The sequence below is a fragment of the Caldimonas tepidiphila genome (assembly GCF_003569765.1).
GTDB classification, from domain to species: Bacteria; Pseudomonadota; Gammaproteobacteria; order Burkholderiales; family Burkholderiaceae_C; genus Caldimonas; species Caldimonas tepidiphila.
The window spans coordinates 1-23,404 of sequence record NZ_QXMG01000017.1 but is presented as its reverse complement, the minus strand read 5'-3'; the positions used below and the strand labels follow the sequence as shown (position 1 = coordinate 23,404).

The 23,404-nt window shown below is 72.1% G+C and carries 19 protein-coding genes, 1 tRNA gene and 1 pseudogene; 15 read left to right on the top strand and 6 right to left on the bottom strand.

The genetic code is table 11. From position 1 onward, the window contains the following. Window positions 1-2: 2 nt before the first annotated feature. From nirD to D3A59_RS12835, 3 genes are all read left to right on the top strand, one after another. Complete coding sequence (gene nirD, locus D3A59_RS12845) at window positions 3-350, top strand: nitrite reductase small subunit NirD (protein WP_119155335.1); 348 nt, start codon at window positions 3-5, stop codon at window positions 348-350. Window positions 351-388: 38 nt separating this feature from the next. Next, window positions 389-1,201, top strand: a complete 813-nt coding sequence (locus tag D3A59_RS12840; protein ID WP_119155334.1) for a formate/nitrite transporter family protein — start codon at window positions 389-391, stop codon at window positions 1,199-1,201. Window positions 1,202-1,262: 61 nt separating this feature from the next. Further along, complete coding sequence (locus D3A59_RS12835; RefSeq protein ID WP_119155333.1) at window positions 1,263-2,996, top strand: bifunctional protein-serine/threonine kinase/phosphatase; 1,734 nt, start codon at window positions 1,263-1,265, stop codon at window positions 2,994-2,996. 18 nt (window positions 2,997-3,014) lie between these two features. Here the strand turns inward: D3A59_RS12835 and norR are convergent, their stop codons facing one another. Next, window positions 3,015-4,547, bottom strand: coding sequence for a nitric oxide reductase transcriptional regulator NorR (norR, locus tag D3A59_RS12830; protein ID WP_119155332.1), 1,533 nt, complete (start codon window positions 4,545-4,547; stop codon window positions 3,015-3,017). Between the two features lie 161 nt (window positions 4,548-4,708). Here norR and hmpA point away from each other — a divergent pair, with 161 nt between their 5' ends. The 8 genes from hmpA (at window position 4,709) to D3A59_RS12790 (ending at window position 13,214) form a co-directional block, all read left to right on the top strand. Further along, window positions 4,709-5,902, top strand: coding sequence for an NO-inducible flavohemoprotein (hmpA, locus tag D3A59_RS12825; RefSeq protein ID WP_205665190.1), 1,194 nt, complete (start codon window positions 4,709-4,711; stop codon window positions 5,900-5,902). After that, window positions 5,899-7,101, top strand: coding sequence for an HPP family protein (locus tag D3A59_RS12820; protein ID WP_419187256.1), 1,203 nt, complete (start codon window positions 5,899-5,901; stop codon window positions 7,099-7,101). Before hmpA ends, D3A59_RS12820 begins: the two co-directional genes overlap by 4 nt. Window positions 7,102-7,361: 260 nt before the next feature. Continuing rightward, window positions 7,362-7,655, top strand: coding sequence for a DUF2249 domain-containing protein (locus D3A59_RS12815; protein WP_119155331.1), 294 nt, complete (start codon window positions 7,362-7,364; stop codon window positions 7,653-7,655). A 36-nt stretch (window positions 7,656-7,691) separates the two neighbouring features. After that, complete coding sequence (locus D3A59_RS12810) at window positions 7,692-9,968, top strand: nitric-oxide reductase large subunit (RefSeq protein WP_119155330.1); 2,277 nt, start codon at window positions 7,692-7,694, stop codon at window positions 9,966-9,968. A 31-nt stretch (window positions 9,969-9,999) separates the two neighbouring features. Further along, complete coding sequence (locus tag D3A59_RS12805; RefSeq protein WP_119155329.1) at window positions 10,000-10,485, top strand: Rrf2 family transcriptional regulator; 486 nt, start codon at window positions 10,000-10,002, stop codon at window positions 10,483-10,485. A 73-nt stretch (window positions 10,486-10,558) separates the two neighbouring features. Then, entirely contained in the window at window positions 10,559-10,900 is a 342-nt protein-coding gene (locus D3A59_RS12800; protein ID WP_119155328.1) for a metal-sulfur cluster assembly factor, read from the top strand. A 5-nt stretch (window positions 10,901-10,905) separates the two neighbouring features. Beyond that, window positions 10,906-12,018, top strand: coding sequence for a hypothetical protein (locus D3A59_RS12795; RefSeq protein ID WP_119155392.1), 1,113 nt, complete (start codon window positions 10,906-10,908; stop codon window positions 12,016-12,018). Beyond that, window positions 12,018-13,214 carry an NnrS family protein gene (locus D3A59_RS12790; RefSeq protein ID WP_119155327.1) on the top strand — a complete coding sequence of 399 codons (1,197 nt, stop codon included), beginning with the start codon at window positions 12,018-12,020 and terminating at the stop codon, window positions 13,212-13,214. Before D3A59_RS12795 ends, D3A59_RS12790 begins: the two co-directional genes overlap by 1 nt. Before the next feature lie 59 nt (window positions 13,215-13,273). On the opposite strand, the gene D3A59_RS12785 is transcribed toward D3A59_RS12790, so the two are convergent. The 3 genes from D3A59_RS12785 to D3A59_RS12775 form a co-directional block, all read right to left on the bottom strand. Next, a tRNA-Gly gene (locus D3A59_RS12785) sits at window positions 13,274-13,349 on the bottom strand. Between the two features lie 260 nt (window positions 13,350-13,609). Beyond that, entirely contained in the window at window positions 13,610-13,882 is a 273-nt protein-coding gene (locus D3A59_RS12780) for a hypothetical protein (protein ID WP_119155326.1), read from the bottom strand. 185 nt (window positions 13,883-14,067) lie between these two features. Continuing rightward, window positions 14,068-15,093, bottom strand: a complete 1,026-nt coding sequence (locus tag D3A59_RS12775; RefSeq protein WP_119155325.1) for a LacI family DNA-binding transcriptional regulator — start codon at window positions 15,091-15,093, stop codon at window positions 14,068-14,070. A gap of 219 nt (window positions 15,094-15,312) precedes the next feature. Here D3A59_RS12775 and ptsP point away from each other — a divergent pair, with 219 nt between their 5' ends. Genes ptsP through D3A59_RS12760 form a run of 3 tightly spaced genes read left to right on the top strand, consistent with a single transcriptional unit; the run spans window position 15,313 to window position 20,681 of the window. Continuing rightward, entirely contained in the window at window positions 15,313-17,883 is a 2,571-nt protein-coding gene (ptsP, locus tag D3A59_RS12770) for a phosphoenolpyruvate--protein phosphotransferase (RefSeq protein ID WP_119155324.1), read from the top strand. A 17-nt stretch (window positions 17,884-17,900) separates the two neighbouring features. After that, window positions 17,901-18,872 (top strand): 1-phosphofructokinase family hexose kinase, encoded by a 972-nt coding sequence (locus D3A59_RS12765; protein WP_119155323.1) that lies wholly within the window; start codon window positions 17,901-17,903, stop codon window positions 18,870-18,872. A gap of 42 nt (window positions 18,873-18,914) precedes the next feature. Beyond that, window positions 18,915-20,681, top strand: coding sequence for a fructose-specific PTS transporter subunit EIIC (locus tag D3A59_RS12760; protein ID WP_119155322.1), 1,767 nt, complete (start codon window positions 18,915-18,917; stop codon window positions 20,679-20,681). Between the two features lie 66 nt (window positions 20,682-20,747). Here the strand turns inward: D3A59_RS12760 and D3A59_RS12755 are convergent, their stop codons facing one another. Next, window positions 20,748-22,118, bottom strand: a complete 1,371-nt coding sequence (locus tag D3A59_RS12755; RefSeq protein WP_119155321.1) for an esterase-like activity of phytase family protein — start codon at window positions 22,116-22,118, stop codon at window positions 20,748-20,750. A 329-nt stretch (window positions 22,119-22,447) separates the two neighbouring features. Between D3A59_RS12755 and D3A59_RS26360 the strand changes: the two are divergent. After that, window positions 22,448-22,789, top strand: a pseudogene (locus D3A59_RS26360) (transposase); the annotation flags it as partial. Between the two features lie 9 nt (window positions 22,790-22,798). On the opposite strand, the gene D3A59_RS12745 reads toward D3A59_RS26360, so the two are convergent. Continuing rightward, window positions 22,799-23,404: ATP-binding response regulator (locus D3A59_RS12745; RefSeq protein ID WP_157991522.1), on the bottom strand; the 606-nt coding region annotated here is incomplete at its 5' end.

The window sequence follows — 23,404 nt, the reverse complement described above, 5'->3', positions numbered from 1 at the left end:
CCATGAGCCACGCCAACGAAGACAAGTTCTGGAGGGCCGTCTGCGCCCTCGACGACATCCTGCCCAACACCGGCGTCTGCGCGCTGGTGGAGGGCCGGCATGTCGCCGTGTTCCACCTCGCCGGCGAGGAGCCGCGCCTGTTCGCCATCGACAACGTCGACCCCAACGTGCAGGCCAGCGTGCTCGCGCGCGGCCTGGTGGGCAGCCTGGGCGAGCGCCTCGTGGTCGCCTCGCCGATCTACAAGCACCACTTCTGCCTGGAAAGCGGCGAGTGCCTGGAGGCGCCCGAGAACTCGGTCAGGGCCTATTCCGTGCGCGTCGAGGACGACACCGTGCTGGTGGCCGTCTGAGCCGCAGCGACTGATTCATCGAAGACTGGAGATACTCAGTGGCCTACCTCATGCCCTCCGAGTTCGTGACCAAGATGGTCGATGCGGGCGAATCGAAGATCTACATGGCCCCGCGCGACGCGCTGATCCGTGCCTACATGGCCGGCGCCATCCTGGCGCTGGCGGCCGTGTTCGCGGTGACCGTCTCGGTGCAGACCGGCTCCTCGCTGCTGGGCGCGGTGCTGTTCCCGGTGGGCTTCTGCATGCTCTACCTGCTCGGCTTCGACCTGCTCACCGGCGTGTTCGTGCTCACGCCGCTGGCCTGGCTGGACAAGCGCCCGGGTGTCACCATCCCGGCCATCCTGAAGAACTGGGGCCTGGTCTTCGTCGGCAACTTCGCCGGTGCCTTCACCGTCGCGGTGCTGATGGCGATCATCTTCACCAACGGCTTCGCCACCGAGGTGAACAAGGTGGGCGAGGCCATCTCCGTCATCGGCGAGAGCCGCACGCTCGGCTACGCGCAGTACGGCGCGGCCGGCATGCTGACGCTGTTCGTGCGCGGCATGCTGTGCAACTGGATGGTGTCCACCGGCGTGGTCGGCGCGATGATCTCCACCACCGTCAGCGGCAAGGTGATCGCGATGTGGATGCCGATCATGGTGTTCTTCTACATGACCTTCGAGCACTCGGTGGTGAACATGTTCCTGTTCCCCTTCGGCCTGCTGACCGGCGCGAACTTCTCGCTGATGGACTACATCATCTGGAACGAGCTCCCGACCGTGCTGGGCAACCTGGTCGGCGGCCTGACCTTCACCGGCCTGACGCTCTACACCACGCACGTGCGCACCGCGCCGAAGCGCACCTTCGGCTGATCGGCACCCCCCTGAAACGGGCCCCGGCCGCATCGACGGCCGGGGCCTTTCCGCATGCGCCATGGCACGACAGCTGAAGATCTCCGCGGGTCAGTATTCCGACAAGGGGCGCAAGCCCTCGAACCAGGACTTCCACGGGCTGTGCGTGCCCCCCGGGCCGCAGCTCCGCACCAAGGGCATCGCGGTCGCGCTGGCCGACGGCATCAGCAGCAGCGACGTCAGCCACGTCGCGGCCGCGGCGGCCGTGAGGAGCCTGCTGGAGGACTACTACTGCACCTCGGACGCGTGGTCGGTGCGCACCTCCGTCGAGCGGGTGCTGGTGGCGACCAACTCCTGGCTCTACGCGCAGACCCAGCAGGGCCAGGGGCGCTACGACAAGGACCGCGGCCACGTCTGCACGCTGAGCGCGATGGTGCTCAAGTCCGCCACCGCGCACCTCTTCCACGTCGGCGACGCGCGCATCTACCAGGTGCACGACGCCACGCTCGAGCAGCTGACGCAGGACCACCGCGTGCGCGTGTCGGCGCAGCAGAGCTACCTCGCCCGGGCGCTGGGCATCGACCGCCACGTCGAGATCGACTACCGCTCGCTGCCGGTGGAGCCCGGCGACGTGTTCCTGCTGGCGACCGACGGGGTCCACGAGCACGTGAGCCCGGGCTTCGTCGCAGCGGTGATCGCCGCGCACTGCGGCGACCTCGAGGCGGCCGCGCGGGAGATCGGGGAGGAGGCGTACCGGCAGGGCAGCCCGGACAACCTGACCGTGCAGATCGTGCGCATCGACGAGCTGCCGGACGCCGAGGCCGGCGAGCTCCACCGCCGGCTCGGCGCGCTGCCGCTGCCGCCCCTGCTGGAGCCCCGGATGGAGTTCGACGGCTTCCGCATCGTGCGGGAGCTGCATGCCAGCCACCGCAGCCACCTCCACCTGGCGCGGGACGTCGGGACGGACGCCCTGGTGGTCCTCAAGACGCCGTCGGTGGCGATGCGCGACGACGCGGCCTACCTGGACCGCTTCCCGATGGAGGAATGGGTCGCGCGGCGCATCCGCAGCGCGCACGTGCTGCAACCCTGCCTGTCGACGCGGCCGCGCCGCTTCCTCTACGGCGTGATGGAGTACGTCGAGGGCCGCACGCTGGCGCAGTGGATGATCGACCACCCGAGTCCCGACATCGAGACGGTGCGCGGCATCGTCGAGCAGATCGCCCGCGGGCTGCGCGCCTTCCACCGGCTCGAGATGCTGCACCAGGACCTGCGGCCGCACAACGTGATGATCGACACGACGGGCACAGTGAAGATCATCGACTTCGGCGCGGCGAGGGTCGCCGGCATCGCCGAGGCCTCGCCCGCCGGGCAGCAGGAGCTGCCGGGAACCCCCCAGTACATGGCGCCGGAGTACCTGCTCGGGGAGGAGGGGACGCCGCGTTCGGACCTGTTCTCGCTCGGTGTCATCGCCTACCAGATGCTGTCGGGGCGCCTGCCCTACGGCATGCAGGTCGCGCGCATCCGCACCGAAGCCGACCGCAGGAAGCTGCGGTACGACCCGGTGCGCGATCACCGCCGCGAGATCCCGGTCTGGATCGACGAGGCGCTGCGAAAGGCCGTGCACCCCGAGCCGGGCCGGCGCTACGAGGACCTGTCGGAGTTCGTGTTCGACCTGCACCATCCGAACAAGGCCTTCCTCGCGCGCAGGAGCCTGCCGCTGATCGAGCGCAATCCGGTGATGTTCTGGAAGGGGGTCTCGTTCGTGCTGGCGATCGTGGTGCTGATGCTGCTGGCGTTCCGCACGACGGCGCGGTAGCTCGCCGCGGCCGCCGCCTCAGCCGCGGGGCGCACGCGGCTTCGCGGCCGCCGAGAGGCGGCGCGCGAGGCGGTGGAAGTTGCTGCGGTCCATGCCGGCGTCTCGCGCGGCCGCCGCGAAGCATCCGTCATGGCGCGCGAGCGCTGCGTCGATCCAGCGCCGCTGGAAGTCCTCGGTCGCCTCGCGCAGCGTCTGCCCCGCTGCCTGCACCTCGGTGGCGGCCGGGGGCGACGAGGAGGGGGCCTCGTCGGCCGTCAGCCCCAGGTGGCGGGGCTCGATCGCGAGCCAGCGGGCCTCCCGGCCCTGCTCGGCGCGCGCGCGCAGCGCGGCCCGGCTGACCACGTGCTCCAGCTCGCGCACGTTGCCCGGCCAGGACTGCTGCAGCAGCACCGACTTGGCCGCCGGCGACAGGCGCAGGTTGCGCGCGCCGAGCCGGTGCTGGTTCTCCTCGAGGAAGCCGCCGGCGAGCGCGAGCACGTCGCGGCCGCGCTCGCGCAGCGGCGGCACGCGCAGCGGGAACACCGACAGGCGGTGGTAGAGGTCGGCGCGGAAGCGCCCCGCCGCCACCTCGGCGGCCAGGTCGCGGTTTGTGGCGGCGATCACGCGCACGTCGACGTGCAGCAGGGCGTCGCTGCCCGGGCGCTGCACCTCGCCGCCCTGCAGCACGCGCAGCAGCTTGGCCTGCACGGACAGCGGCAGCTCGCCGACCTCGTCGAGGAACAGCGTGCCGCCGTCGGCGAGCTCGAAGCGCCCGGCCCGGTCCTGCAGCGCCCCGGTGAAGGCGCCCCGGCGGTGGCCGAACAGCTCGCTGTCGGCCAGGCTCTCGGGCAGCGCCGCGCAGTTGACGTGCACCATCGGCTGCTCGCGCCGCAACGAGTGCGCATGCAGGCGCTGTGCCGCCAGCTCCTTGCCGACGCCCGTCTCGCCGACGACCAGCACCGTGAGATCGGAGGCCGCCACCGTGTCGATCTCGCGCCGCAACTGCTGCATCGCGGCGCTCTTGCCGAGCAGCTCGCGCCGCGCGGCGCCGCCCGTCTGCAGCATCCGTGCGAGGGCCTGCTCCTGCGCCGCCCGCTCGGCGAGCGCGCGGATCGTCTCGGCCGCCTCGATGCCCGACTCGACCAGCGCCACCAGCGCCTGCAGTTGTGCAGGCTCGACGCGCTCGAAGCAGCCCGCCTCCAGCGCATCGAGCGTGATCAGGCCCCAGGCCCGGCCCGCCACCGTGAGCGGCGCGCCCATGCAGTCGTGCACCGGCAGGATCTCGGGCAGGCCCTCGATCAGGCCGTCGTAGGGGTCGGGCAGGCCGCAGTCGGCGGGAAAGCGCAGGCCGCCGGGGCTCGCCAGCAGGCGCTGCAGCCGGGGGTGGGCCTCGACCGGGAAGCGGCGACCCAGCGCGTCCTCGCTCAGGCCGTCCACCGCGACCGGCCGCAGCACCGCGCCCTCCAGGCGCAGCAGCGCCACCGCGTCGCAGCGCACCATCCGCCGCGCCGCGGCCAGCAGCTGGCGCAGGCGCGCCTCCTCGTTCGTCGCAATGGGGGAGTTGGTGGTCATCGGGACCGCATTGTGGTCGTTTCGACGACGGAAGGTCCGTGGTGAGAAAGACCACCCCACGCCGTGTGGGCCGAAGAATCAAGGACTTGGAAGCGTGCGGCTGCTGGCCCGGATCTTGATGCAGGACAAGTCGTCATTCATCCGAACCGGAGCCGTTCCTCATGCTGTCGTCCCAGACCATCGCCCTCGTCAAGGCCACCGTGCCCGTGCTGCAGCAGCACGGCGAGGCGATCACGCGCCACTTCTACCCGCTGATGTTCCGCGAGCATCCGGAGGTGAAGGCCTTCTTCAACGAGGCGCACCAGGCCGAGGGCACCCAGCCGCGGGCGCTCGCCGGCGCGGTGCTGGCCTATGCGGCGCACATCGACCGGCTGGAGGCGCTGGCCGGGGCGCTGCCTCGCATCATCCAGAAGCACGCCGCGCTCGGCGTGCTGCCCGAGCACTACCCGATCGTCGGCAAGTGCCTGCTGCAGGCGATCAGGGAGGTGCTCGGCGAGGCCGCCACCGACGAGATCATCGCCGCATGGGGCGAGGCCTACGGGGCGCTCGCGAGCCTGCTGATCGCGGCCGAGGAGGAGGTGTACCGGGCCAATGCCGCGGTTCCGGGCGGCTGGCGCGGCGAGCGGGCCTTCCGCATCGCACGCAAGGAGGCCGAGAGCGAGATCGTCACGTCCTTCTACCTGGAGCCGGTGGACGGCGGGCCGCTGCTCGCGTTCCGGCCGGGCCAGTACCTGACGCTCGTGCTCTCGATCGACGGCGAGCCGGTGCGCCGCAACTACTCGCTGTCGGACGCGCCGGGCAAGCCCTGGTACCGCATCAGCGTCAAGCGCGAGGCGGGCGGGCGCGTGTCGAACTGGCTGCACGACCACGCGGCGGTCGGCACCGGGCTGCAGGTGCTCGCGCCCTGCGGCGACTTCGTGCTCGACGCCGAGGCGCCGGCCTCGCGGCCGCTGCTGCTGGTGACGGGCGGCGTCGGCATCACGCCGGCGATGAGCATGCTCGAGGCCGCGGCGCCGAGCGGGCGGCCGATCCGCTTCGTGCACGCGGCACGCCACGGCGGCTTCCACGCCTTCCGCGATCGCGTGCAGGCGCTCGCGGCCGAGCACCGCAACGTGCGGCCCGTCTTCCTCTACGACGAGCCGCGCGCGGGCGGGGAGCTGCCGCACGTCGGGGGCCGCATCTCGGCCGAGCTGCTCGCGCAGCAACTGCCGGCGGACCGCGATGTCGACCTCTACTTCCTCGGCCCCAAGCCCTTCATGCAGGCGGTGTACGCCGCGGCCCTGTCGCTCGGCGTGCCGGCCGAACGGATGCGCCACGAGTTCTTCGGGCCGCTCGAAGCCCTGCAGCCCGCGTGAGCGTCGCGCCCCGCAAGGGCGGGCGCGCGCCGCGCGGACGGCTGGCAAAGGCGCTGCGGGAGACGCTGCGCTCGCTGAGGCCGGTGCGGCAGGAGGTCGACCGGGGCGAGCGGCTGCGCGCCGCGTGCGGCGCGCTGCTCGGCATCCTGCTGACGGGGCTCGCGGGCCATGCGCTGCTCGGGACGGACGCGGGCGTGCTGATCGCGCCGATGGGCGCGTCGGCGGTGCTGCTGTTCGCGCTGCCGGCGAGCCCGCTGGCCCAGCCCTGGCCGATCCTCGCCGGCAACACCGTGTCGGCGCTCATCGGCGTGAGCTGCGCGCTCGTGCTCGGCAGCACGCCGCTCGCGGCCGCGGTGGCGATGGCCGGCGCGCTCGTCGCGATGTTCGCGCTGCGCTGCCTGCATCCGCCCGGCGGTGCGATCGCGCTCAGCGCGGTGCTCGGCGGCCCGGCGCTGCAGGCGCTGGGCTACGGATTCGTGCTCGCGCCGGTGGGGCTGAACTCGCTGCTGCTGCTGTGCGTGGCGCTGGCATTCAACAACGCGACGCGGCGGCCCTACCCGCACCGCCAGCCGCCGTCTGCTCCGGGACACGGCACGGGCGATGCGGCGCCCAACGAGCGCCTCGGCTTCACGCGCGCGGACCTCGACGCGGTGCTGCGGCAGTACAACCAGGTGCTCGACGTCAGCCGCGACGATCTCGACGCACTGTTCTGCCAGACCGAGATGCAGGCCTACCGGCGCCGCTTCGGCGAGATCACCTGCGGCGACATCATGTCGCGCGACCTCGTCACCGTGGAGTACGGCACCGGGCTCGAGGACGCCTGGGCGCTGCTGCGGGATCACCGCATCAAGGCGCTGCCGGTGGTCGACCGCGCCCGCCGCGTGATCGGCATCCTGACGATGGTCGACTTCATGAAGCACGCGGGCCTCGGCCGGCACGAGGGCTTCGAGCACAAGCTGCGCGCGTTCCTGCGGCGCAGCGGGCGCACGCACGGCGACAAGCCGGAGGTGGTCGGGCAGATCATGACCGCGCCGGTGCAGACCGCCGGCGTCGACCGGCACATCGTCGAGCTGGTGCCGCTGCTGTCCGACCTCGGGCTGCACCACATCCCGGTCATCGACCACGAGCGCCGGCTGGTCGGCATCGTCACGCAGTCCGATCTCGTCGCCGCGCTCTATCGCGGACGGCTGACGGGCTGAGGGGCCGAGCCCCGCGCTCCTTCCCTGCGTTCCCGGTCCGGTCCGGACCGCGGCCGTCCGGCCCGGTGCGTGGCATCGCGCAGGCCGGGCGATCCGCTCTTCAGGCCTTCAGGCGCAGTTCGTCGGGGTGATGCGCAGGGCACCGCGCGCGGTCGCGAGAGCGCGATTCCGGCGAAGTTGATTGCAATCAAGGCCAGACGGCGGCCGGGTTCCTAGCATAGGTGCATATGAAATACACCTTTCGACCCACGGAGCCCTCCATGACGATCCCCGCCGCCTCCATTGCCGCCACCGTCGACGTCCGCGACATCCCGCCGCGCGAGCGCCATCCCCGCATCTTCTCGACCTTCCGCGGCCTCGCGGCCGGTCAGGCGATGGAACTCGTGAACGACCACGACCCCCGCCCGCTGTACCACCAGTTCCAGGCCGAGATGCCGGGCAGGTTCGCCTGGGACTACCTGGAGGCCGGCCCCGACACCTGGCGCGTGGCGATCACGCGGGTCGCCGATCCCCAGGCGCAGGGCAGCTGCTGCGGCTGCTGCGGCGGCGCCTGAGTCCGACCCTCCGTCACTCCCTTCGAGGACCTTCCCATGAACACCACCCACCGGCTGTGGCGCTGGCTCGGGCTCATCTTCGTGCTGTCCTTCGGTGCGCTGGGCTACCTGGGCTACCAGATCTACCTGAGCGCGCCGCCCATCCCGAGCGCCGTCGTCAGCACCGACGGCGAGACCCTCTTCACCGGCGAGCAGATCCAGCGCGGCCAGCAGGCCTGGCTGGCCGCCGGCGGCCAGCAGCTCGGCACCGTCTGGGGCCACGGCAGCTACGTCGCGCCCGACTGGTCGGCCGACTGGCTGCACCGCGAGGCGGTCGCGCTGCAGGACATCCGCACGCGCCAGCTGAACAAGGACGCCTCCAGTCTCGGCGCGGCCGACCGCGGCGCGATCGCCGCCGCGCTCAGGGAGGAGATGCGCCGCAACACCCATGACGAGGCCACCGGCATCGTGAAGGTGTCGGCCGAGCGCGCGCAGGCCATCCGGCAGGTCGCCGCCCACATCGACGGCCTCTTCGGCACCGATCCCTCGCTCGCGACGCTGCGCGAGCAGTACGCGATGACCGAGGGCGCGCTGCCGTCGAAGGAGGACCGCCAGGCGCTGACCGCCTTCTTCTTCTGGAGCGCCTGGGCCGCCGCGACCGACCGCCCCGGCGAGCAGGGCCTCTCCTACACCAGCAACTGGCCGCACGAGCCGCTGGTCGGCAACACGATGACGAGCTCGGCCGCGGTGTGGTCGATGGTCAGCATCGTGCTGCTGATCGCCGGCATCGCCGCGATGCTGTGGTTCCACGGCGGCCGCACGCACGGTGACGATGAGGTGACGCCGCCGAAGACCGACCCGCTTGCCGCCATCGTCGCCACGCCGTCGATGAAGGCCGTGCGCAAGTACTTCTTCGCGGTCGTCGGCCTGATGCTGCTGCAGATCGTGATGGGCATCGTCACCGCGCACTACGCGGTCGAGGGCGACGCCTTCTTCGGCCTGCCGCTGGCTCAGGTGCTGCCCTACACCGTCAGCCGCACCATCCACACCCAGGTCGGCATCTTCTGGATCGCCACCGCCTGGCTCGCCACGGGCCTGTACATCGCGCCACTGCTCGGAGGGCGCGAACCGAAGCTGCAGAAGCTCGGCGTGGACATCCTCTTCTGGGCGCTGATCGCCATCGTCGTCGGCTCGACCGTCACCGGCTGGCTCGGCACGCTGCAGCACCGCGGCCTGGACTTCAGCTTCTGGATCGGCAACCAGGGGCTGGAATTCACCAGCATGGGCCGCGTGTGGCAATGGCTGCTGTTCGGGGGCCTGCTGTTCTGGGCCGTCCTGCTCGGGCGCGCGCTGTGGCCGGCGCTGGTCAAGCCGTCCGAGACCCGCGGCCTGATCGCGATGGTCTTCCTGTCGGCCACCTGCATCGGCGGCTTCTACGCGAGCTCGCTGACCTGGGGCCAGCACACGCACTACTCGATGGTCGAGTACTGGCGCTGGTGGCTGGTGCACCTGTGGGTCGAGGGCTTCTTCGAGGTCTTCGCCACCGCGGTCGTCGCGCTGATCTTCACGAAGCTCGGCCTGGTGCGCGCCGTGAGCGCCAACCGCGCGATCGTCGCCGAGACCATCGTCTTCCTCTTCGGCGGCATCCTCGGCACGCTGCACCACCTCTACTTCACCGGCACGCCCACCTCGATCATCGCCGTGGGCTCGGTCTTCTCGGCGCTCGAAGTGGTGCCGCTGACGCTGATCGGGCTGGAGGCGCTCGCCACCTGGCGCCGCTCGCGCGACCTGCCCTGGATGGCGCACTACAAGTGGGTCGTGCTGTCCTTCGTCGCGGTCGGCTTCTGGAACACCGTGGGCGCGGGCGTGCTCGGCTTCGCGATCAACCCGCCGGCCGCGCTGTACTACGTGCAGGGCCTGAACACGACGGCCGCGCACGGCCACGCCGCGCTCTTCGGCGTGTACGGCATGCTCGGCATCGGGCTGATGCTGTTCTGCCTGCGCGGCCTCTACGAGCGCCAGCTGCACGCCGACCACCTGCTCAAGCCCGCGTTCTGGGGCCTGAACATCGGCCTGGCGATGATGGTCTTCATGTCGCTGCTGCCGGCCGGCCTCTACCAGGCCTGGGCCAGCATCACGCGGGGCCTGTGGTACGCCCGCTCGCCGGAGGTGATCCACAGCCCGGTGATGGAGGCGCTGGTGTGGCTGCGCGTCCCCGGAGACATCGTCTTCGCGGCCGGTGCGGCCTTCCTCGCGCTGTACGCTGTGCGGCTGCTGCGCCGCCCCGACGCGCGGCTCACCGCCGCGGCACTGCCGGTCGCCGCCCGACCCTGAGCCTTCTGCCACCGTCCGCCCTTCGACCGCCATGAAACTGACCGCCTTCACCGACTACAGCCTGCGGGTGCTGATCTACCTGGCCGCGCAGCCCGGGCGCCGCGCCACCATCGCCGAGGTGGCAGCCTCCTTCGACGTGAAGGAGAACCACCTCACCAAGGTGGTCCACGCCCTGGGCAAGGCCGGCTGGCTGCAGAACGTGCGCGGCAAGGGCGGCGGCATGGAGCTCGCGCGGCCCGCCGCCGAGATCGTCGTCGGCGAGGTCGTGCGCCGCACCGAGGACGGCGACGAGCCGACCGGCTGCTTCGCCGACAGCAAGGGCGACTGCTGCATCACGCACCTGTGCCGGCTGCAGGGCGTGCTGCGCGAGGCGGTGCAGGCCTTCTACCTCGTGCTCGACGGCTACACGCTCGCGGACCTGGTGCACAACCGCGACGCGCTCGCCGAGGTCATCTTCACGCGGCGGCCGCCCGGCGTCGCGGCTCCCGCGCCCCACCCGAAAGGACACGGCGCGTGAGAGTGTCGCCGGGCAGCCCCGAGACGCGCGACGTCCCTCCCGGAGGGACGGCGCACAGCGAGAGAGTGCACACATGAATACCCCTGCCGACACCCTTTTCCCCTACGAGGGCCCGGACGCGCTGCGCCGGCCGGTCCTCGAAGCGCTCACCCGCGTCGTGGATCCCGAGATGGCGCTCACCATCGTGGACGTGGGCCTGGTCTACGGCGTGAAGGTCGCCGGCGAGCAAGTCGACGTGCGGCTGACGATGACCTCCGCCGCCTGCCCGGTGGCGGACGTGATCGTCGATGACGTGGAGGCCGAGCTCGCCCGGGTGCTGCCCGGCGCGCCGGACATCGCGGTCGAGCTGGTCTGGGAGCCGCCCTGGACGCCCGAGCGCATGAGCGAGCGCGCCCGGCGCTTCATGGGCTGGTGAGCGGCATGAGCGCGCGCCTCGCCCGGCCGCTGCTGCTCGCCGCCGTCGCGCTCTCGCTCGCGGGCGGCGTGCTCGGCGGCCTGCTGCGCGCGGGTGTCACGGTCCCGGGTGCCGCTTCCGGCGCCTGGATCGGGCCGGCGCTGCTGTCGCACGCGGCGCTGATGATCTGCGCCTTCCTCGGCACCGTGATCGGCATCGAGCGCGCGGTGGCGCTCAGGCGCCGCTTCGCCTTCCTCGCGCCGCTCGCCTCCGGCCTCGCCGGCGTGGGCCTGCTGGCGGGCCTCGACGCGGCGGCGCGGCTGCTCCTCGTCGCGGCCGCGCTCGTCTTCGTCGCCGTCAACCTCGTCATCGTGCGGCGCCAGCGCGCGGCGCACACTGTGCTGCTGCTCGTCGCCGCGCTGGCGTGGCTCGCGGGCAACCTGCTGCACGCGCTGCGCGAGGCGGGCCCCGCGACGCTTGCCTGGTGGTTCGGCTTCCTGGTGCTGACGATCGCGGCCGAGCGGCTCGAGATGACGCGGCTGATGCGCCGCCCCCCGGCGGCGCAGGCCGCCTTCCACGCGATCGTGGCGGCGCTGCTGCTCGGGGCGGCGGCGAGCCTCCCTTTCCCCCGCGCCGGCGGCGTGCTGTTCGGCGCGGCGCTCGGCGCGCTCGCGGCGTGGCTCGTCGCGTTCGACATCGCGCGCCGCACGGTGCGGGCCGGGGGACTGAGCCGCTACATGGCGACCTGCCTGCTCGGCGGCTATGCATGGCTCGCGGTCGGCGGCGCGGCCTGGGCCGCGACGGCGCTGAGCTGGCCCGCCCGGGACGCCGCGCTGCACGCGATCGGCCTCGGCTTCGTCCTCAGCATGGTGATGGGCCATGCGCCGGTGATCCTGCCGGCCGTCGCGCGGGTGAAGGTGCAGTACGGCCGGCCGTTCTACCTGCCGCTCGCGGCGCTGCACGCCTCGCTCGCGATCCGGCTCGGCCCGGGCGCCTTCGACGCCGGCTGGCGCGCTGCCGGCAGCCTGCTCAACGCGGTCGCGCTGCTCGCCTTCGCGCTGACCGTCCTCGGCGGCATCCTGGCCTGGCGCCTCGCGCGCCGGCCCCGCCCCCTTCCGAATTCCCTGGAGACGAACTGATGTTTGCGTTCATCAAGATCGAGGAACCGGCGCACGCGCCGCCGCGGCACGAAGGCTTCGCGCTGTGGCGGCTCGGCTTCCGGCCCTTCTACCTGCTCGGCAGCGCCTTCGCCGCGCTGTCGGTCGCGCTGTGGGCGCTGCAGTTCTCCGGCCACCTCGGGCAGGCTTACCTGCAGGGGCCGGCTTGGCACGCCCACGAGATGCTGTTCGGCTTCACGACGGCGGTGATCGTCGGCTTCCTCTTCACCGCGGGCCGCAACTGGAGCAACCGGGCGACGCCCACCGGCCTGCCGCTGGCCGCGCTCGCCGCGCTGTGGGTGGCGGGCCGGGTGCTGGTGCTGACGCCCTTCGGCACGGCCGCGGCGCTCGTCAACGTCGCCTTCCCGCTCGCCGCGGCCGCCGCGCTCGCGGTGCCCTTCGTCGCGGCGCGCAACCGGCGCAACTACTTCTTCGTCGGTCTGCTCGTGCTGATGGGCGCGGCGCAGGGCCTGTTCCACCTCGCGCAGCTCGGCGCCGTCCGTGCGCCCGGCGCGGTGGGCCTGCAGGTCGCGATGGACGTCGTGCTCTTCATCATGGCGGTGATGGGCGGCCGGGTGATCCCGATGTTCACGAACAACGGCATCCCCGGCGCGAAGGCCGCGCGGCACCCGGCGGTCGAGCGGCTCGCGCTCGGCTCGGTCCTCGCGCTCGTGGCGGCCGACGCGCTGCAACTCGACGGCCTGCCGCTCGCCGCGCTGCTCGGCGCCTGCGCGCTGGCTCATCTGCTGCGCTGGGGGCTGTGGCAGCCCTGGGCGACGCTGCGCACGCCGCTGGTCTGGGTGCTGCACGCCGCCTACCTCTGGATCCCGGTCCACCTCGCGCTGCGAGGCGGCGCCGCGCTCGGCGCGCTGCCGCCGTCGGCGGCGATCCACGCGCTGGCGGTGGGCGCGATCGGCGGGCTGGTGATCGGCATGATGACGCGCACCGCGCGGGGACACACCGGGCGCCTGCTGCGCGCCGGCCGCAGCGAGACGGCCAGCTATGCGCTGATCCTGGGCGCCGCGCTGGTGCGGGTCTTCGTGCCGCTGCTGGCCCCGGGCTTCACCGTCGAGGCGGTGCTGCTGTCGGCAGCCGGCTGGTCGCTCGGCTTCGGGCTGTACGCGGTGAGCTACTGGCCCGTGCTGAGCCGGCCGCGGCTCGACGGCAAGCCGGGCTGAGGCCCCGGCCCGGGACGCCGCGTGGCGGTGGCTCGCGCAGCGAGCCAATGAGGGGGAAATGGAGCGGGAAACGAGGCTCGAACTCGCGACCTCAACCTTGGCAAGGTTGCGCTCTACCAACTGAGCTATTCCCGCGTGGAGCCTGCCGGGGACCGGCAGGAACCGATGTTGGATGGTGGAGCTAGGCGGGTTCGCGCACGAACCGACCAAAATGTATCCAGCAGCCTTGGCCGACAGGGACTTAACTTTGTCCAGAAGGTCCTTTGACACCGGCAAGCACAACAAATTGGAGCGCGTCACAGCCAACTTGTCCAGTTCTACTTCCCCATGCCCCCAACAAGACAGTTGACCGTTGTTGCAGGGAGGGCGGGTGTTTGGTGCGGGTCTGGGGCTCCTTACACGACTGGCACGCGTCGGTCGCGCCGCGACAGCCAGTGCACTGCCGGGCAGAGCAGCAGCAGGTACAAGGCCGACGCCAGAACGATCGGCGACGGGTTGTAGACCAGCGACTGCGCGTCGCGGGCGTTGCGCAGCAACTCGGGCATCGCGACCACGCTGGCGATGGTGGTGAGCTTGACGATCTCGACGGCACTGCTCACCAGATCGGGGGTCGTGATGCGGAACACCTGCGGCAGCAGCACGTGCCGCAGTACCTCGCTGACGTCCATCACTGAGCCCAGCGTGGTGTTCTGGACGATGGACAGCAGACCAGTGCAGGGGAGCCGGTTTCGGCGCGACAGGACCGATCCTCGACCAGTTGCGGGGGGAGTGGGAGATGGCGTGGCCGCAACTCTTCCCCGTGCCCCGGGAATGCTCCAGGCAAGGAAGGCGCAGGCGGCGCGGCGACCGCGCCTCAAGCGCAGGACAGCGGGGTACCCGGGAGAGGGACTGTGCCGCGTGGCGCGGTCGAGCCCCTGACGATCAGCTCGCCGTCGAGCACGATGCGCCGCGGCCGGCGTTCCGGGTCGGCAATGCGCTGCCGCAGCAGCTCGGCCGCGGTGCAGCCGATGTCGTAGGTCGGCTGCGCGATCACCGTCACGCCGGGCTGGGGCAGGGCGGTCCACTCGTTGTTGTCGAAACCCGCAAGCGCGATGTCGTGCGGCACCTGCAGCCCGCCTTCCCGGATCGCCTGCATTGCGCCGAGCAGCAGCAATCCGTTGGTGGCCAGAACCGCCTCGGGCCGCGCGGCCGGGTTGGCGAGCAGCTGCTGCACCGAGAGACGGCCCTGCTCCACCGTCGGGCGCACCGCGACCACCTGCGTGGCGCAGCCCTGCGCGCCCATCGCCGCCTCGTAGCCGGCGATGCGGTCGCGGCCCGTGCTGCTGCGTGAGCCGGCCAGCGCGACGATGCGCCGGCGACCGCTCTCCAGCAGGTGCTGCGTCAGGCGCCGGGCGGCGCCGGCGTTGTCGAGCAGCACCATGTCGGTGGGCGTGGTGTCGGGCGCCCGGTCCACCATCACCACCGGGAAGGGCCAGCGTCCGGCGCGGAACTGCCCTACCTGCTCCAGCGTGGGCGAGATGATCACGCCGCTGGCCTGCTCGTCGGCCATCAGCTCCAGGTAGGACTGCTCCTTGGCCGGGTCCTCGTCGGCGTTGCACAGGATCAGGCGCAGGCCCTGGCGATAGGCCATGTCCTCCACGGCGCGGCTGATGTCGGTGAAGAAGGGGTTGCGGATGTCGGAGACGATCAGCCCGATCAGCGAGGCGCGGCGCTGGCGCAGGCGCCGTGCCGCGAGGTTGGGGCGGTAGTCGAGCCGGGCGATGGCCTGCTGCACGCGCTCGCGCAAGGCGGGGCGCACGGCCTCGGGGTCGGTCAGCACGCGCGACACGGTGGTGGTGGACACGCCGGCCAGTTGCGCCACGTCTTTGATGCTCGCCACACGGACTCCTGCTTCTACAGCATCGCCTGTAGGGATGCTCTTTGATATCGATTCCAGATTTTCCTTGATCCCCGAAGTGCTGGGCTTCAAGCAAGGAGGTCTCCAGATCGGTGTTATCCCTAGGTTTCGCCCACGTCGATGTATTTTCTTGGGCGAAGTGCCAGGAGAGCAGGGTGATAATCTGATTTGGAATCGATACCAAATCCAGGAGACATCCGCATGTCCATCCCTGTCGAAGTCCGGCTCGGAGCCGTCCCCCACGATCGCGAGGACGCCGTGCGGGTCGCCGGCGCACTGCTGGTGCAGGCCGGCTTCGCGCAACCCGCCTACGTCGAGAGCCTGCTGCAGCGCGAGCGGGTCGCCACCACCTACCTGGGGCAGGGCGTGGCCATCCCGCACGGCATGGTCGAGGACAAGCACCTCGTGCGGCGCACCGGCCTCGCCGTGCTGCAGGTGCCTGCCGGCGTGCGATGGCACGGCGACGAGCAGCGCGCAACGCTGGTGGTGGCGATTGCCGCCTCCTCCGACGAGCACATCGAGGTGTTGCGCCGCCTCACCCGGCTGATGCGCGACGGCGAGCGCCTGGAGCGGCTGGCCCGCACGCAGGATGGGGCCGAGATCGTGCGTGCTCTCACCGGCGACGAGTCCGCCGCATCGGCCGCCGCCCCCGGGCTGCAGGACTTCGACCTCGGCATGGACGTGGCCATGAACTACCCGAACGGCCTGCATGCCCGGCCGGCCGGGCAGTGGGCGCAGCTCGCGGGCCGCTTCGCCGCCTCGGTGCACGTGCGCTGCGGCGAAACGGTGGCCGACGCGAAGAACGTCGCCTCGCTGCTGAGCCTGGGCGCGGGCCGCGGCGCCTGCCTGCGCATCTCGGCGCAGGGGGCGGACGCGCCGGCCGCGTTGAGGGCGCTGCGCGAGCTGATCGTGCGCCTCGGCAACGAGGAGACGCGCCAGGCGGAACTCGCCGCCGCCCGCCAGGTGCAGGCCCAGGGCCTGGGCCGCGAGCTGGGCGACTGGCAGCCCGAGGCGCGCCAGACGCTCACCGGCATCGCCGCGAGCCCCGGCCTGGTCGTCGGCACCCTGGTGCGCGCCGAGCAGGCGGTGCTTGAGGTGGAGGACCGGCATGCCGGCGTGGCCGCAGAGGCTGCGGCGCTGGAGCAGGCGCTGGCTGCCGCCGAGGCGAGGCTCGGCGAGTTCGCGGCGCAGGCGCGCCGCGCGGGCCGCAACGAGCAGGCCGGCATCTTCACCGCCCATGCCGGGCTGCTGCACGATGCCGCGCTGCTGCGCGAGGTCAGCCGCCTCGTGGTGCAGGGCCACGGCGCCGCCTGGGCCTGGCGCCATTGTGTCGCCGAGCGCGTCAAGGCCCAGCAGGGACTGGCCGACGCCACGCTCGCCGCGCGGGCCGCCGACCTGCAGGACGTGGGCCAGCGCGTGCTGCGCCACCTGCTCGGCCGCGGCGACGAGGCGAGCGGTCCCGGGGACTGGCCGGACGATGCCATCCTGCTGGCCGACGACCTGTCGCCCTCGGTGACGGCGCAGATCGACACCCGCCGCGTGAAGGGCTTCTGCACCGCGCGCGGCGGCCCGACCGCGCATACCGCGATCCTCGCGCGCGCGCTCGGCCTGCCGGCGGTGGTCGCGGCTGGTCCCGGCGTGCTGGCCCCTGCGGCGGCCGAGGGCGCGCGCGCCATCCTCGACGGCTACCGCGGCCGGCTCTACATCGCGCCGAGCGAGACCGCGCTGCTGCAGGCCGGCGAGATGATCGCCCGCCTAGAGCGCCGCCAGGACGAGGAGCGCCAGTCGCGCCTGCAGCCCGCCGTCACCACCGAGGGGCACCGGGTGGAGATCGCGGCCAACGTCAACCGCGCCGACCAAACGCTGCGCGCGCTGGAGGCGGGCGCCGAGGGCGTGGGGCTGATGCGCACCGAGTTCCTGTTCCTGGAGCGCGACCACGTGCCCGGCGAGGACGAGCAGTACGAGGTGTACCGCGAGATGGTGGCGGCGCTCGCCGGCCGGCCGCTGATCGTGCGCACGCTCGACATCGGCGGCGACAAGCAGGTGCCGCACCTGGGGCTGCCGGTCGAGGAGAACCCCTTCCTCGGCGTGCGCGGCGCGCGGCTGTGCCTTCGCCGCAACGACCTGCTGGTGCCGCAGCTGCGCGCGCTCTGCCGCGCGGCTGCGCACGGCCCGCTGTCGGTGATGTTCCCGATGATCAGCACCGTCGAGGAGCTGCGCGAGCTGCGCGAGCGCATGGAGTCGGTGCGCCGCGAGCTGCAGGCGCCCGAGGTGCCGGTGGGCATCATGATCGAGGTGCCCTCGGCGGCGCTGATGGCCGACCGGCTGGCCCGCTACGCCGACTTCTTCTCCATCGGCACCAACGACTTGACGCAGTACGCGCTGGCGGTGGACCGCCAGCATCCGGAGCTCGCCGGCATGGCCGACAGCCTGCACCCGAGCGTGCTGCGCCTGATCGAGCGCACCGTGGCCGGCGCGCGCCGCCACGGCCGCTGGGTCGGCGTGTGCGGCGGTCTGGCGGGCGAGCCGCTGGGCGCGGCGCTGCTCACCGGCCTGGGAGTGCAGGAGCTGAGCATGGCACCGAGCGACATCGGCACCGTCAAGGCGCTGCTGCGCCGCCACTCGCTGGCGGAGCTCGAGGCGCTGGCGCGCCGCGCGCTCGACGTCGACACCGCCGACGAGGTGCGCGCGCTCGGCACCGAGCTGCGGCCGGCCTCCGCCCCCGAGGGCGGGGCGCCCGCGCAAGCCGCGGTCAGGCCGGCGTTCGCCTGAGCGCACGAGGACCTGCCATGACCCGCGTTCACACCATCACCCTCAACCCCGCCATCGACCAGACGGTGCGGCTCGACCGGCTGGAGCCCGGCGCGGTGCACCGCGCGCTCGGCCAGCAGAGCGAGGCCGGCGGCAAGGGCGTCGGCGTCGCCTCGGTGCTGGCCGCGCTCGGCGTGCCGGTGTCGGCCTGCGGCTGGCTCGGCGCCGACAACGCCGACCTGTTCGAGGCCGCCTTCGCGCGGCGCGGCATCGAGGACGCCATGCTGCGCATCCCCGGCCTGACGCGCACCAACATCAAGCTCGCGGTCGCCGACCGCGGCGACACCACCGACCTCAACCTGCCCGGCATCGTGCTCCCGCCCGAGGCGCTCGCCCGCGCCGAGGCGGAGCTGCTGGCGCGGCTCGCCGCGCGCGTGCGGCCCGGCGACTGGTGCGAGTTCGCCGGCAGCCTGCCGCCGGGCGCCGAGGTCGGCACCTGGGAGCGGCTGGCGCGCCGGCTCGTCGCGCTCGGCGCCCAGTTGCTGGTGGACACCGGCGGCAGCGTGCTGCGCGAGCTGCTGCAGCGCCTGGGCGAGTCCGGCCCGTCGGCGATGCCCGCCTTCATCAAGCCCAACCGCGCCGAGCTGGAGGAGCTGGCGGGCCGCCGCCTCGACACGCTCGACGCGGTGGCCGAGGCCGCCGCGGCGCTGTGCGCGCAGGGCGTGCGCCAGGTGGTGGTCTCGCTCGGCGGCGAGGGCGCGGTGATCGTCTCGGCCGGGGAGCGCTGGCATGCCGCGCCGCCGCGCGTGCCGGTGGCGACCACCGTCGGCGCCGGCGACGCGCTGGTGGCCGGCACGCTGGCCGCGCTCATCGAGGGCCGTCCTTTTCCGCACGCGGCGGTGTTCGGCATGGCCTGCGCCGCCGCCCGCATCCAGCGCATCGCGCCCGAACTGCCCCCGCGGGAGGACATCGAGCGCCTCGCCGCACAGATCCGCCTGCAGCCGCTGTAGGCGAGCGGCACCTTCCACAGCACCGCCAGGAGACAAACGACCATGGCCCAACTTCTCGCCATCGCCGCCAGCAAGGCCGGCCCGGCGCACAGCATCATGATCGGCGAAGCCCTGCAGGCCGCCGCCGCCCGGCTCGGGCACACGCTCAAGCTGAAGGTCGAGAGCCGCCTCGGCACGCAGGGCGGCTTCGACGCCGCGGACCTGGGCGCGGCCCAGGCCGTGATCGTCGCGGCCGACACCGCGGTGGACCGCAGCGGCCTGCCGGCCGGGCGCATCCACGAGGCCTCGCCGGACGAGGTGTTCAGCGATGCCGGCGCGGTGCTAGGCCGCGCCCTCGCGGCCGCCGGGACGCTCCAGGCTGCTGTCGCGCCGCAGGCGGCGGCGCCGGCCCGGGGCCTGGACATCGTCGCCATCACCTCCTGCCCCACCGGGGTCGCCCACACCTTCATGGCGGCCGAGGCCCTGCAGCAGGGCGCGCAGGCGCTCGGTCACCGCATCAAGGTCGAGACGCAGGGCTCGGTCGGCGCGCAGAACACCCTCACGCCCGAGGAGATCGCCGCCGCCGACCTGGTGGTGATCGCCGCCGACACCCAGGTGGACCGCAGCCGCTTCGCCGGCAAGAAGCTCTACGCCACCAGCACCAAGGCGGCGATCCGCGACGCAGGCGCCCTGTTCGGCGAGGCGCTGGCGCACGCCGCCGTCTGGGACGGCGCGGCGCCGGCCGCCGCGGCCGGCTCGCCGGCTGCGCCCGCCAGGGCGGCGCGCGGCACGGCCAGCGGCCCCTACAAGCACCTGATGACGGGCGTGTCCTTCATGCTGCCCTTCGTGGTGGCGGGCGGCCTGCTGATCGCGCTGGCCTTCGCGCTCGGCGGCATCTACGTCTACGACGACGCGCACCAGGGCACGCTCGGCTGGACGCTGTTCCAGATCGGCGCCAAGGGCGGCTTCGCGCTGATGGTGCCGGCGCTCGCGGGCTACATCGCCTTCTCGATCGCGGACCGCCCCGGCATCGCGCCCGGCATGATCGGCGGCCTGCTCGCCACCACCGTGGGCGCGGGCTTCCTCGGCGGCATCGCGGCCGGCTTCATCGCCGGTTACTCGGTCGCCTGGCTCAATCGCGCCATCCGGCTGCCGCGCAACCTGGAGGGCCTCAAACCGGTGCTGCTGCTGCCGCTGCTGGGCTCGGCCATCGTCGGCGTGATGATGATGATGGTGATCGGCACGCCGGTCGCCGCGGTCATGAACGCGCTGACCGAGGGCCTCAAGGGAATGCAGAGCAGCAGCGCGGTGCTGCTGGGCGTGACGCTGGGCGCGATGATGGCCTTCGACATGGGCGGGCCGGTCAACAAGGCGGCCTACGTCTTCTCGACCTCGCTGATCGCCAGCGGCGTGGCCTCGCCGATGGCCGCCGCCATGGCCGCCGGCATGGTGCCGCCGCTCGGCATCGCGCTGGCCTGCTGGGTGTTCCGCAGCCGCTTCAGCGAGGAGGAGCGCGAGGCCTCCCGCGCCGCCGCGGTGCTGGGCCTGGCCTTCATTACCGAGGGCGCCATCCCCTACGTGGCGCGCGACCCGCTGCGCGTGATCCCGGCCTGCGTGCTGGGCTCGGCCACGGCCGCCGGCCTGTCGATGCTGTGGGGCGTGGGCCTGCAGGCGCCGCACGGCGGCGTGTTCGTGCTCGCCATCCCGAACGCGGTCAACCACGTGCTGCTGTACGCCGCGGCGATCGCCATCGGCACGGTCGTGACCTGCCTGGCGCTGGGCGTGCTGAAGAAGCGGGTGGCGGAGCCCGCGCCGGCCGTGGCCGCGTGACGCGCCGCTCCGGCAGGGACACGCGGCTGTGCATGTCCCTGTCGGGGCTGCCCCTGCCCTGCGGCTTCAGCGCGCCTCGAGCAGCTCGCGAACCTCCAGCAGGACCAGCTCGTTGTCGTCGGCCTGGCGGGGGGCGCGGCTGCTGGAGAAGGGCAGGTTGTTGTCGTTGCCCACCACGATGTGCGAGGCGTCCACCACGTCCACGTTCTCGATCGTGAAGAAGGGGAAGGAGAGCACGCCGCCGCTCAGCGGCTTGCGTGCGCGCCGCTGCGGGTCGGCGATCTTCAGCAGGTCCACATGGCCGATCTTGCGCAGGGCCCCGCCCACGTTCGCCTCGCTCATCTCGACCTTGTAGACCCGCTTGAAACGCGGGAGGTCGTGGAAGCAGTCGGGGCGTTTCTGGCCCTGCGGGCAGGCCTGCTCCGGCACGCCCTCGCCGTTGTCGCGCTCGATCACCAGGCCGGTCGTGCCGTCGATCATGTTGAAGTCGCCGATCGCGTGGCCGTTGGCCTCCAGCGGATACATCCAGGAGCGGCCGCTCCACTGCCCCGCCTTGACGTCAAACTCCAGCACCCGCAGCGCCTCCTTGCCGCCGACCGTCTCGTAGGCCTGCCGGGCGGCGTTCCACAACGGGCCTTCGAGCATCGCGTAGAGCTTGCTGCCGTCCGGGGAGACCGCCATGCCCTCGTAGCCCTTGGACCGCTTGAGCTGGAACTCGACCTGCCCGCCCGGTGCAGCGGGCGTCGTCAGGGCGGGGTGGTCGGGGGAGCGCACAGGCTTGCCATCCACCAGGGTCTCGTACACCGCCAGCACCCGGCCCTTGAGGTCGGCCTTGATCAGCCAGGGGCCGAACTCGTCGCCGATCCACAGCGCGCCGCCAGCGAACTGGAAGCTCTCGGGGTCGAAGTCCGCACCGGTCAGATAGCGCTTCTTCGTCCCCTCGTGGACGATGCGGAAGGGCACTTTCCTGTCCGGGTCGTGCAGGAACACGCTCTCCAGGCGCTGGAAGCCGCCCGAGGCGAAGTCCACCCGGTAGCGGTTGAGGAACAGCATCGCGTCGGGCGAATTGACCTTGGAGCCGAAGCCGTTGTCGGTGAGGATCCAGAAGCTGCCGTCGGACATCCTCTTGATGCCGGAATGGCCCTGCAGGGGCTGGCCCTGGAAGGGCAGCGACACGCCGGTGGGGCGTCCCGCCGACTTGCCCTCGACGGTACCGGGCGCTTCCACGCGGCTGCCGGTGGTGAACTTGCCGCTGATAAGCAGGTCCCTCGGCGCGTCCTGGGGCGCGGGCAGGAAGGAGCGGGCCGGCAGCAGTGCATGCCCGGCCAGCACTGCCGGAAACTCGCGCGGCTGCGAGGCCGGGGGCGGATCGTCCTGGGCGACGGCAGGCAAGGCGGCAAGCAGGGCGGCGGTACATAGCGCGGAACGGAGAAGCATCGGAAGGTTCTGCCCGGAAACGAAGGGCCGGCCAGATTGGGGGAGGCGTGTGACATCGGCGTGAAGCGGCTCGGCCGAGGCTGCCGGCAGCCGAAGGTGCCCCGGTAGGGCCGGGGCGATTCGTTCTCGGCAGCGAGCAGCTCTCGCTTGATGTCGGCGCGCTTGAGCTTCCTCCGCGGCCAGCAGGGCGAGACCCTCCGGCACCGATCCATGGCGGCGAAGGTTGTGGCGGTCACGCCGCCAGAAGGCGGCATGCAACAGAACGCCCGAGGCGAGAGCAAGTCTCACTGGCGGGTTCGCAGCCGTTCGCCTACGACTGGACTCAAGGCCTGGAGACGCTGCTCGATGCCGTCAGGCCGGTACACGGCCAACAAGAAGGCAAGCTATGGCGGTGGCCGCACAAGCTGCACGCCGACAAGGGCTACGACCATGCTCGCTGCCGGAAAGCCTGCGAGGAGCGGGACATCGTTGCTCGCATAGCGCGCCGTGGCATCGAAAGCAGCCAGAGGCTGGGACGGCACCGCTGGGTGGTGGAGCGCACCTTCGCCTGGTTGGGGTGGTATCGCCGGCTCGTTATCCGTCATGAACGTCGAGCCGAGCTCCGCCTCGCATTCCTCACCTTCGGCTGTGCGCTGATCTGCCTGCGATTCCTCAGTATCGAACGCTTATGAAATGCACTTTCAGGCGCGGTGGCCGAGCCGCGGCTGCAACGCCATGACTGCCATCAGCAGTTCCCGGGGGTCCAGGGGCTTGGTACGGTGCAAGTCGAAGCCCGCCTCGCGTGCCAACTGCCGATCCTTTTCCTGCCCCCAGCCCGTCAGGGCCACAAGCAGCACCCTTGGCTTCATGACCTGAAGTCGGCGTGCCACCTCGTAACCGTCGATGTCGGGAAGCCCGATGTCCAGAATCACGACATCCGGGCGGAGCTGCGCGGCAGCCTCCAGCGCTGTCCGGCCGTCGTAGCGCACGCTCACCTCCTGCCCCAGGAGCTCCAGGGTCTCGGCAAGCGTGTCCGCCGCTTCGATGTTGTCGTCGACGACCAGAATCCGTCCCAAGCGAAGGCCTTCCTCGTCAGGAAGACTTTTCACCGCTTCCTCGGTCAGCGCCGGTCGGTCCTCTGCCACCGGCAGCCACACCGTGAATTCGCTGCCGGCCCCTCGGCCCTGGCTGTAAGCCTCGATGCTTCCGCCATGCAATTCGAGCAGTTGCTTCGCCAGGGGCAGTCCGATGCCCAGACCGCCTTGCACGCGTTCCCCACTGCGATGCCCTTGCACGAACATCTGGAA

Bases quoted from the DNA above. Each gene is read 5' to 3' on its own strand.
- D3A59_RS12805 (WP_119155329.1), top strand. From the start codon at position 10,000: ATGAAACTGACCGCCTTCACCGACTACAGCCTGCGGGTGCTGATCTAC.
- D3A59_RS12760 (WP_119155322.1), top strand. From the start codon at position 18,915: ATGGCCCAACTTCTCGCCATCGCCGCCAGCAAGGCCGGCCCGGCGCAC.
- norR (WP_119155332.1), bottom strand. From the start codon at position 4,547: ATGACCACCAACTCCCCCATTGCGACGAACGAGGAGGCGCGCCTGCGC.
- D3A59_RS12835 (WP_119155333.1), top strand. From the start codon at position 1,263: ATGGCACGACAGCTGAAGATCTCCGCGGGTCAGTATTCCGACAAGGGG.
- D3A59_RS12800 (WP_119155328.1), top strand. From the start codon at position 10,559: ATGAATACCCCTGCCGACACCCTTTTCCCCTACGAGGGCCCGGACGCG.
- nirD (WP_119155335.1), top strand. From the start codon at position 3: ATGAGCCACGCCAACGAAGACAAGTTCTGGAGGGCCGTCTGCGCCCTC.
- D3A59_RS12795 (WP_119155392.1), top strand. From the start codon at position 10,906: ATGAGCGCGCGCCTCGCCCGGCCGCTGCTGCTCGCCGCCGTCGCGCTC.
- D3A59_RS12780 (WP_119155326.1), bottom strand. From the start codon at position 13,882: ATGGACGTCAGCGAGGTACTGCGGCACGTGCTGCTGCCGCAGGTGTTC.
- D3A59_RS12790 (WP_119155327.1), top strand. From the start codon at position 12,018: ATGTTTGCGTTCATCAAGATCGAGGAACCGGCGCACGCGCCGCCGCGG.
- D3A59_RS12755 (WP_119155321.1), bottom strand. From the start codon at position 22,118: ATGCTTCTCCGTTCCGCGCTATGTACCGCCGCCCTGCTTGCCGCCTTG.
- D3A59_RS12810 (WP_119155330.1), top strand. From the start codon at position 7,692: ATGAACACCACCCACCGGCTGTGGCGCTGGCTCGGGCTCATCTTCGTG.
- hmpA (WP_205665190.1), top strand. From the start codon at position 4,709: ATGCTGTCGTCCCAGACCATCGCCCTCGTCAAGGCCACCGTGCCCGTG.
- ptsP (WP_119155324.1), top strand. From the start codon at position 15,313: ATGTCCATCCCTGTCGAAGTCCGGCTCGGAGCCGTCCCCCACGATCGC.
- D3A59_RS12815 (WP_119155331.1), top strand. From the start codon at position 7,362: ATGACGATCCCCGCCGCCTCCATTGCCGCCACCGTCGACGTCCGCGAC.
- D3A59_RS12765 (WP_119155323.1), top strand. From the start codon at position 17,901: ATGACCCGCGTTCACACCATCACCCTCAACCCCGCCATCGACCAGACG.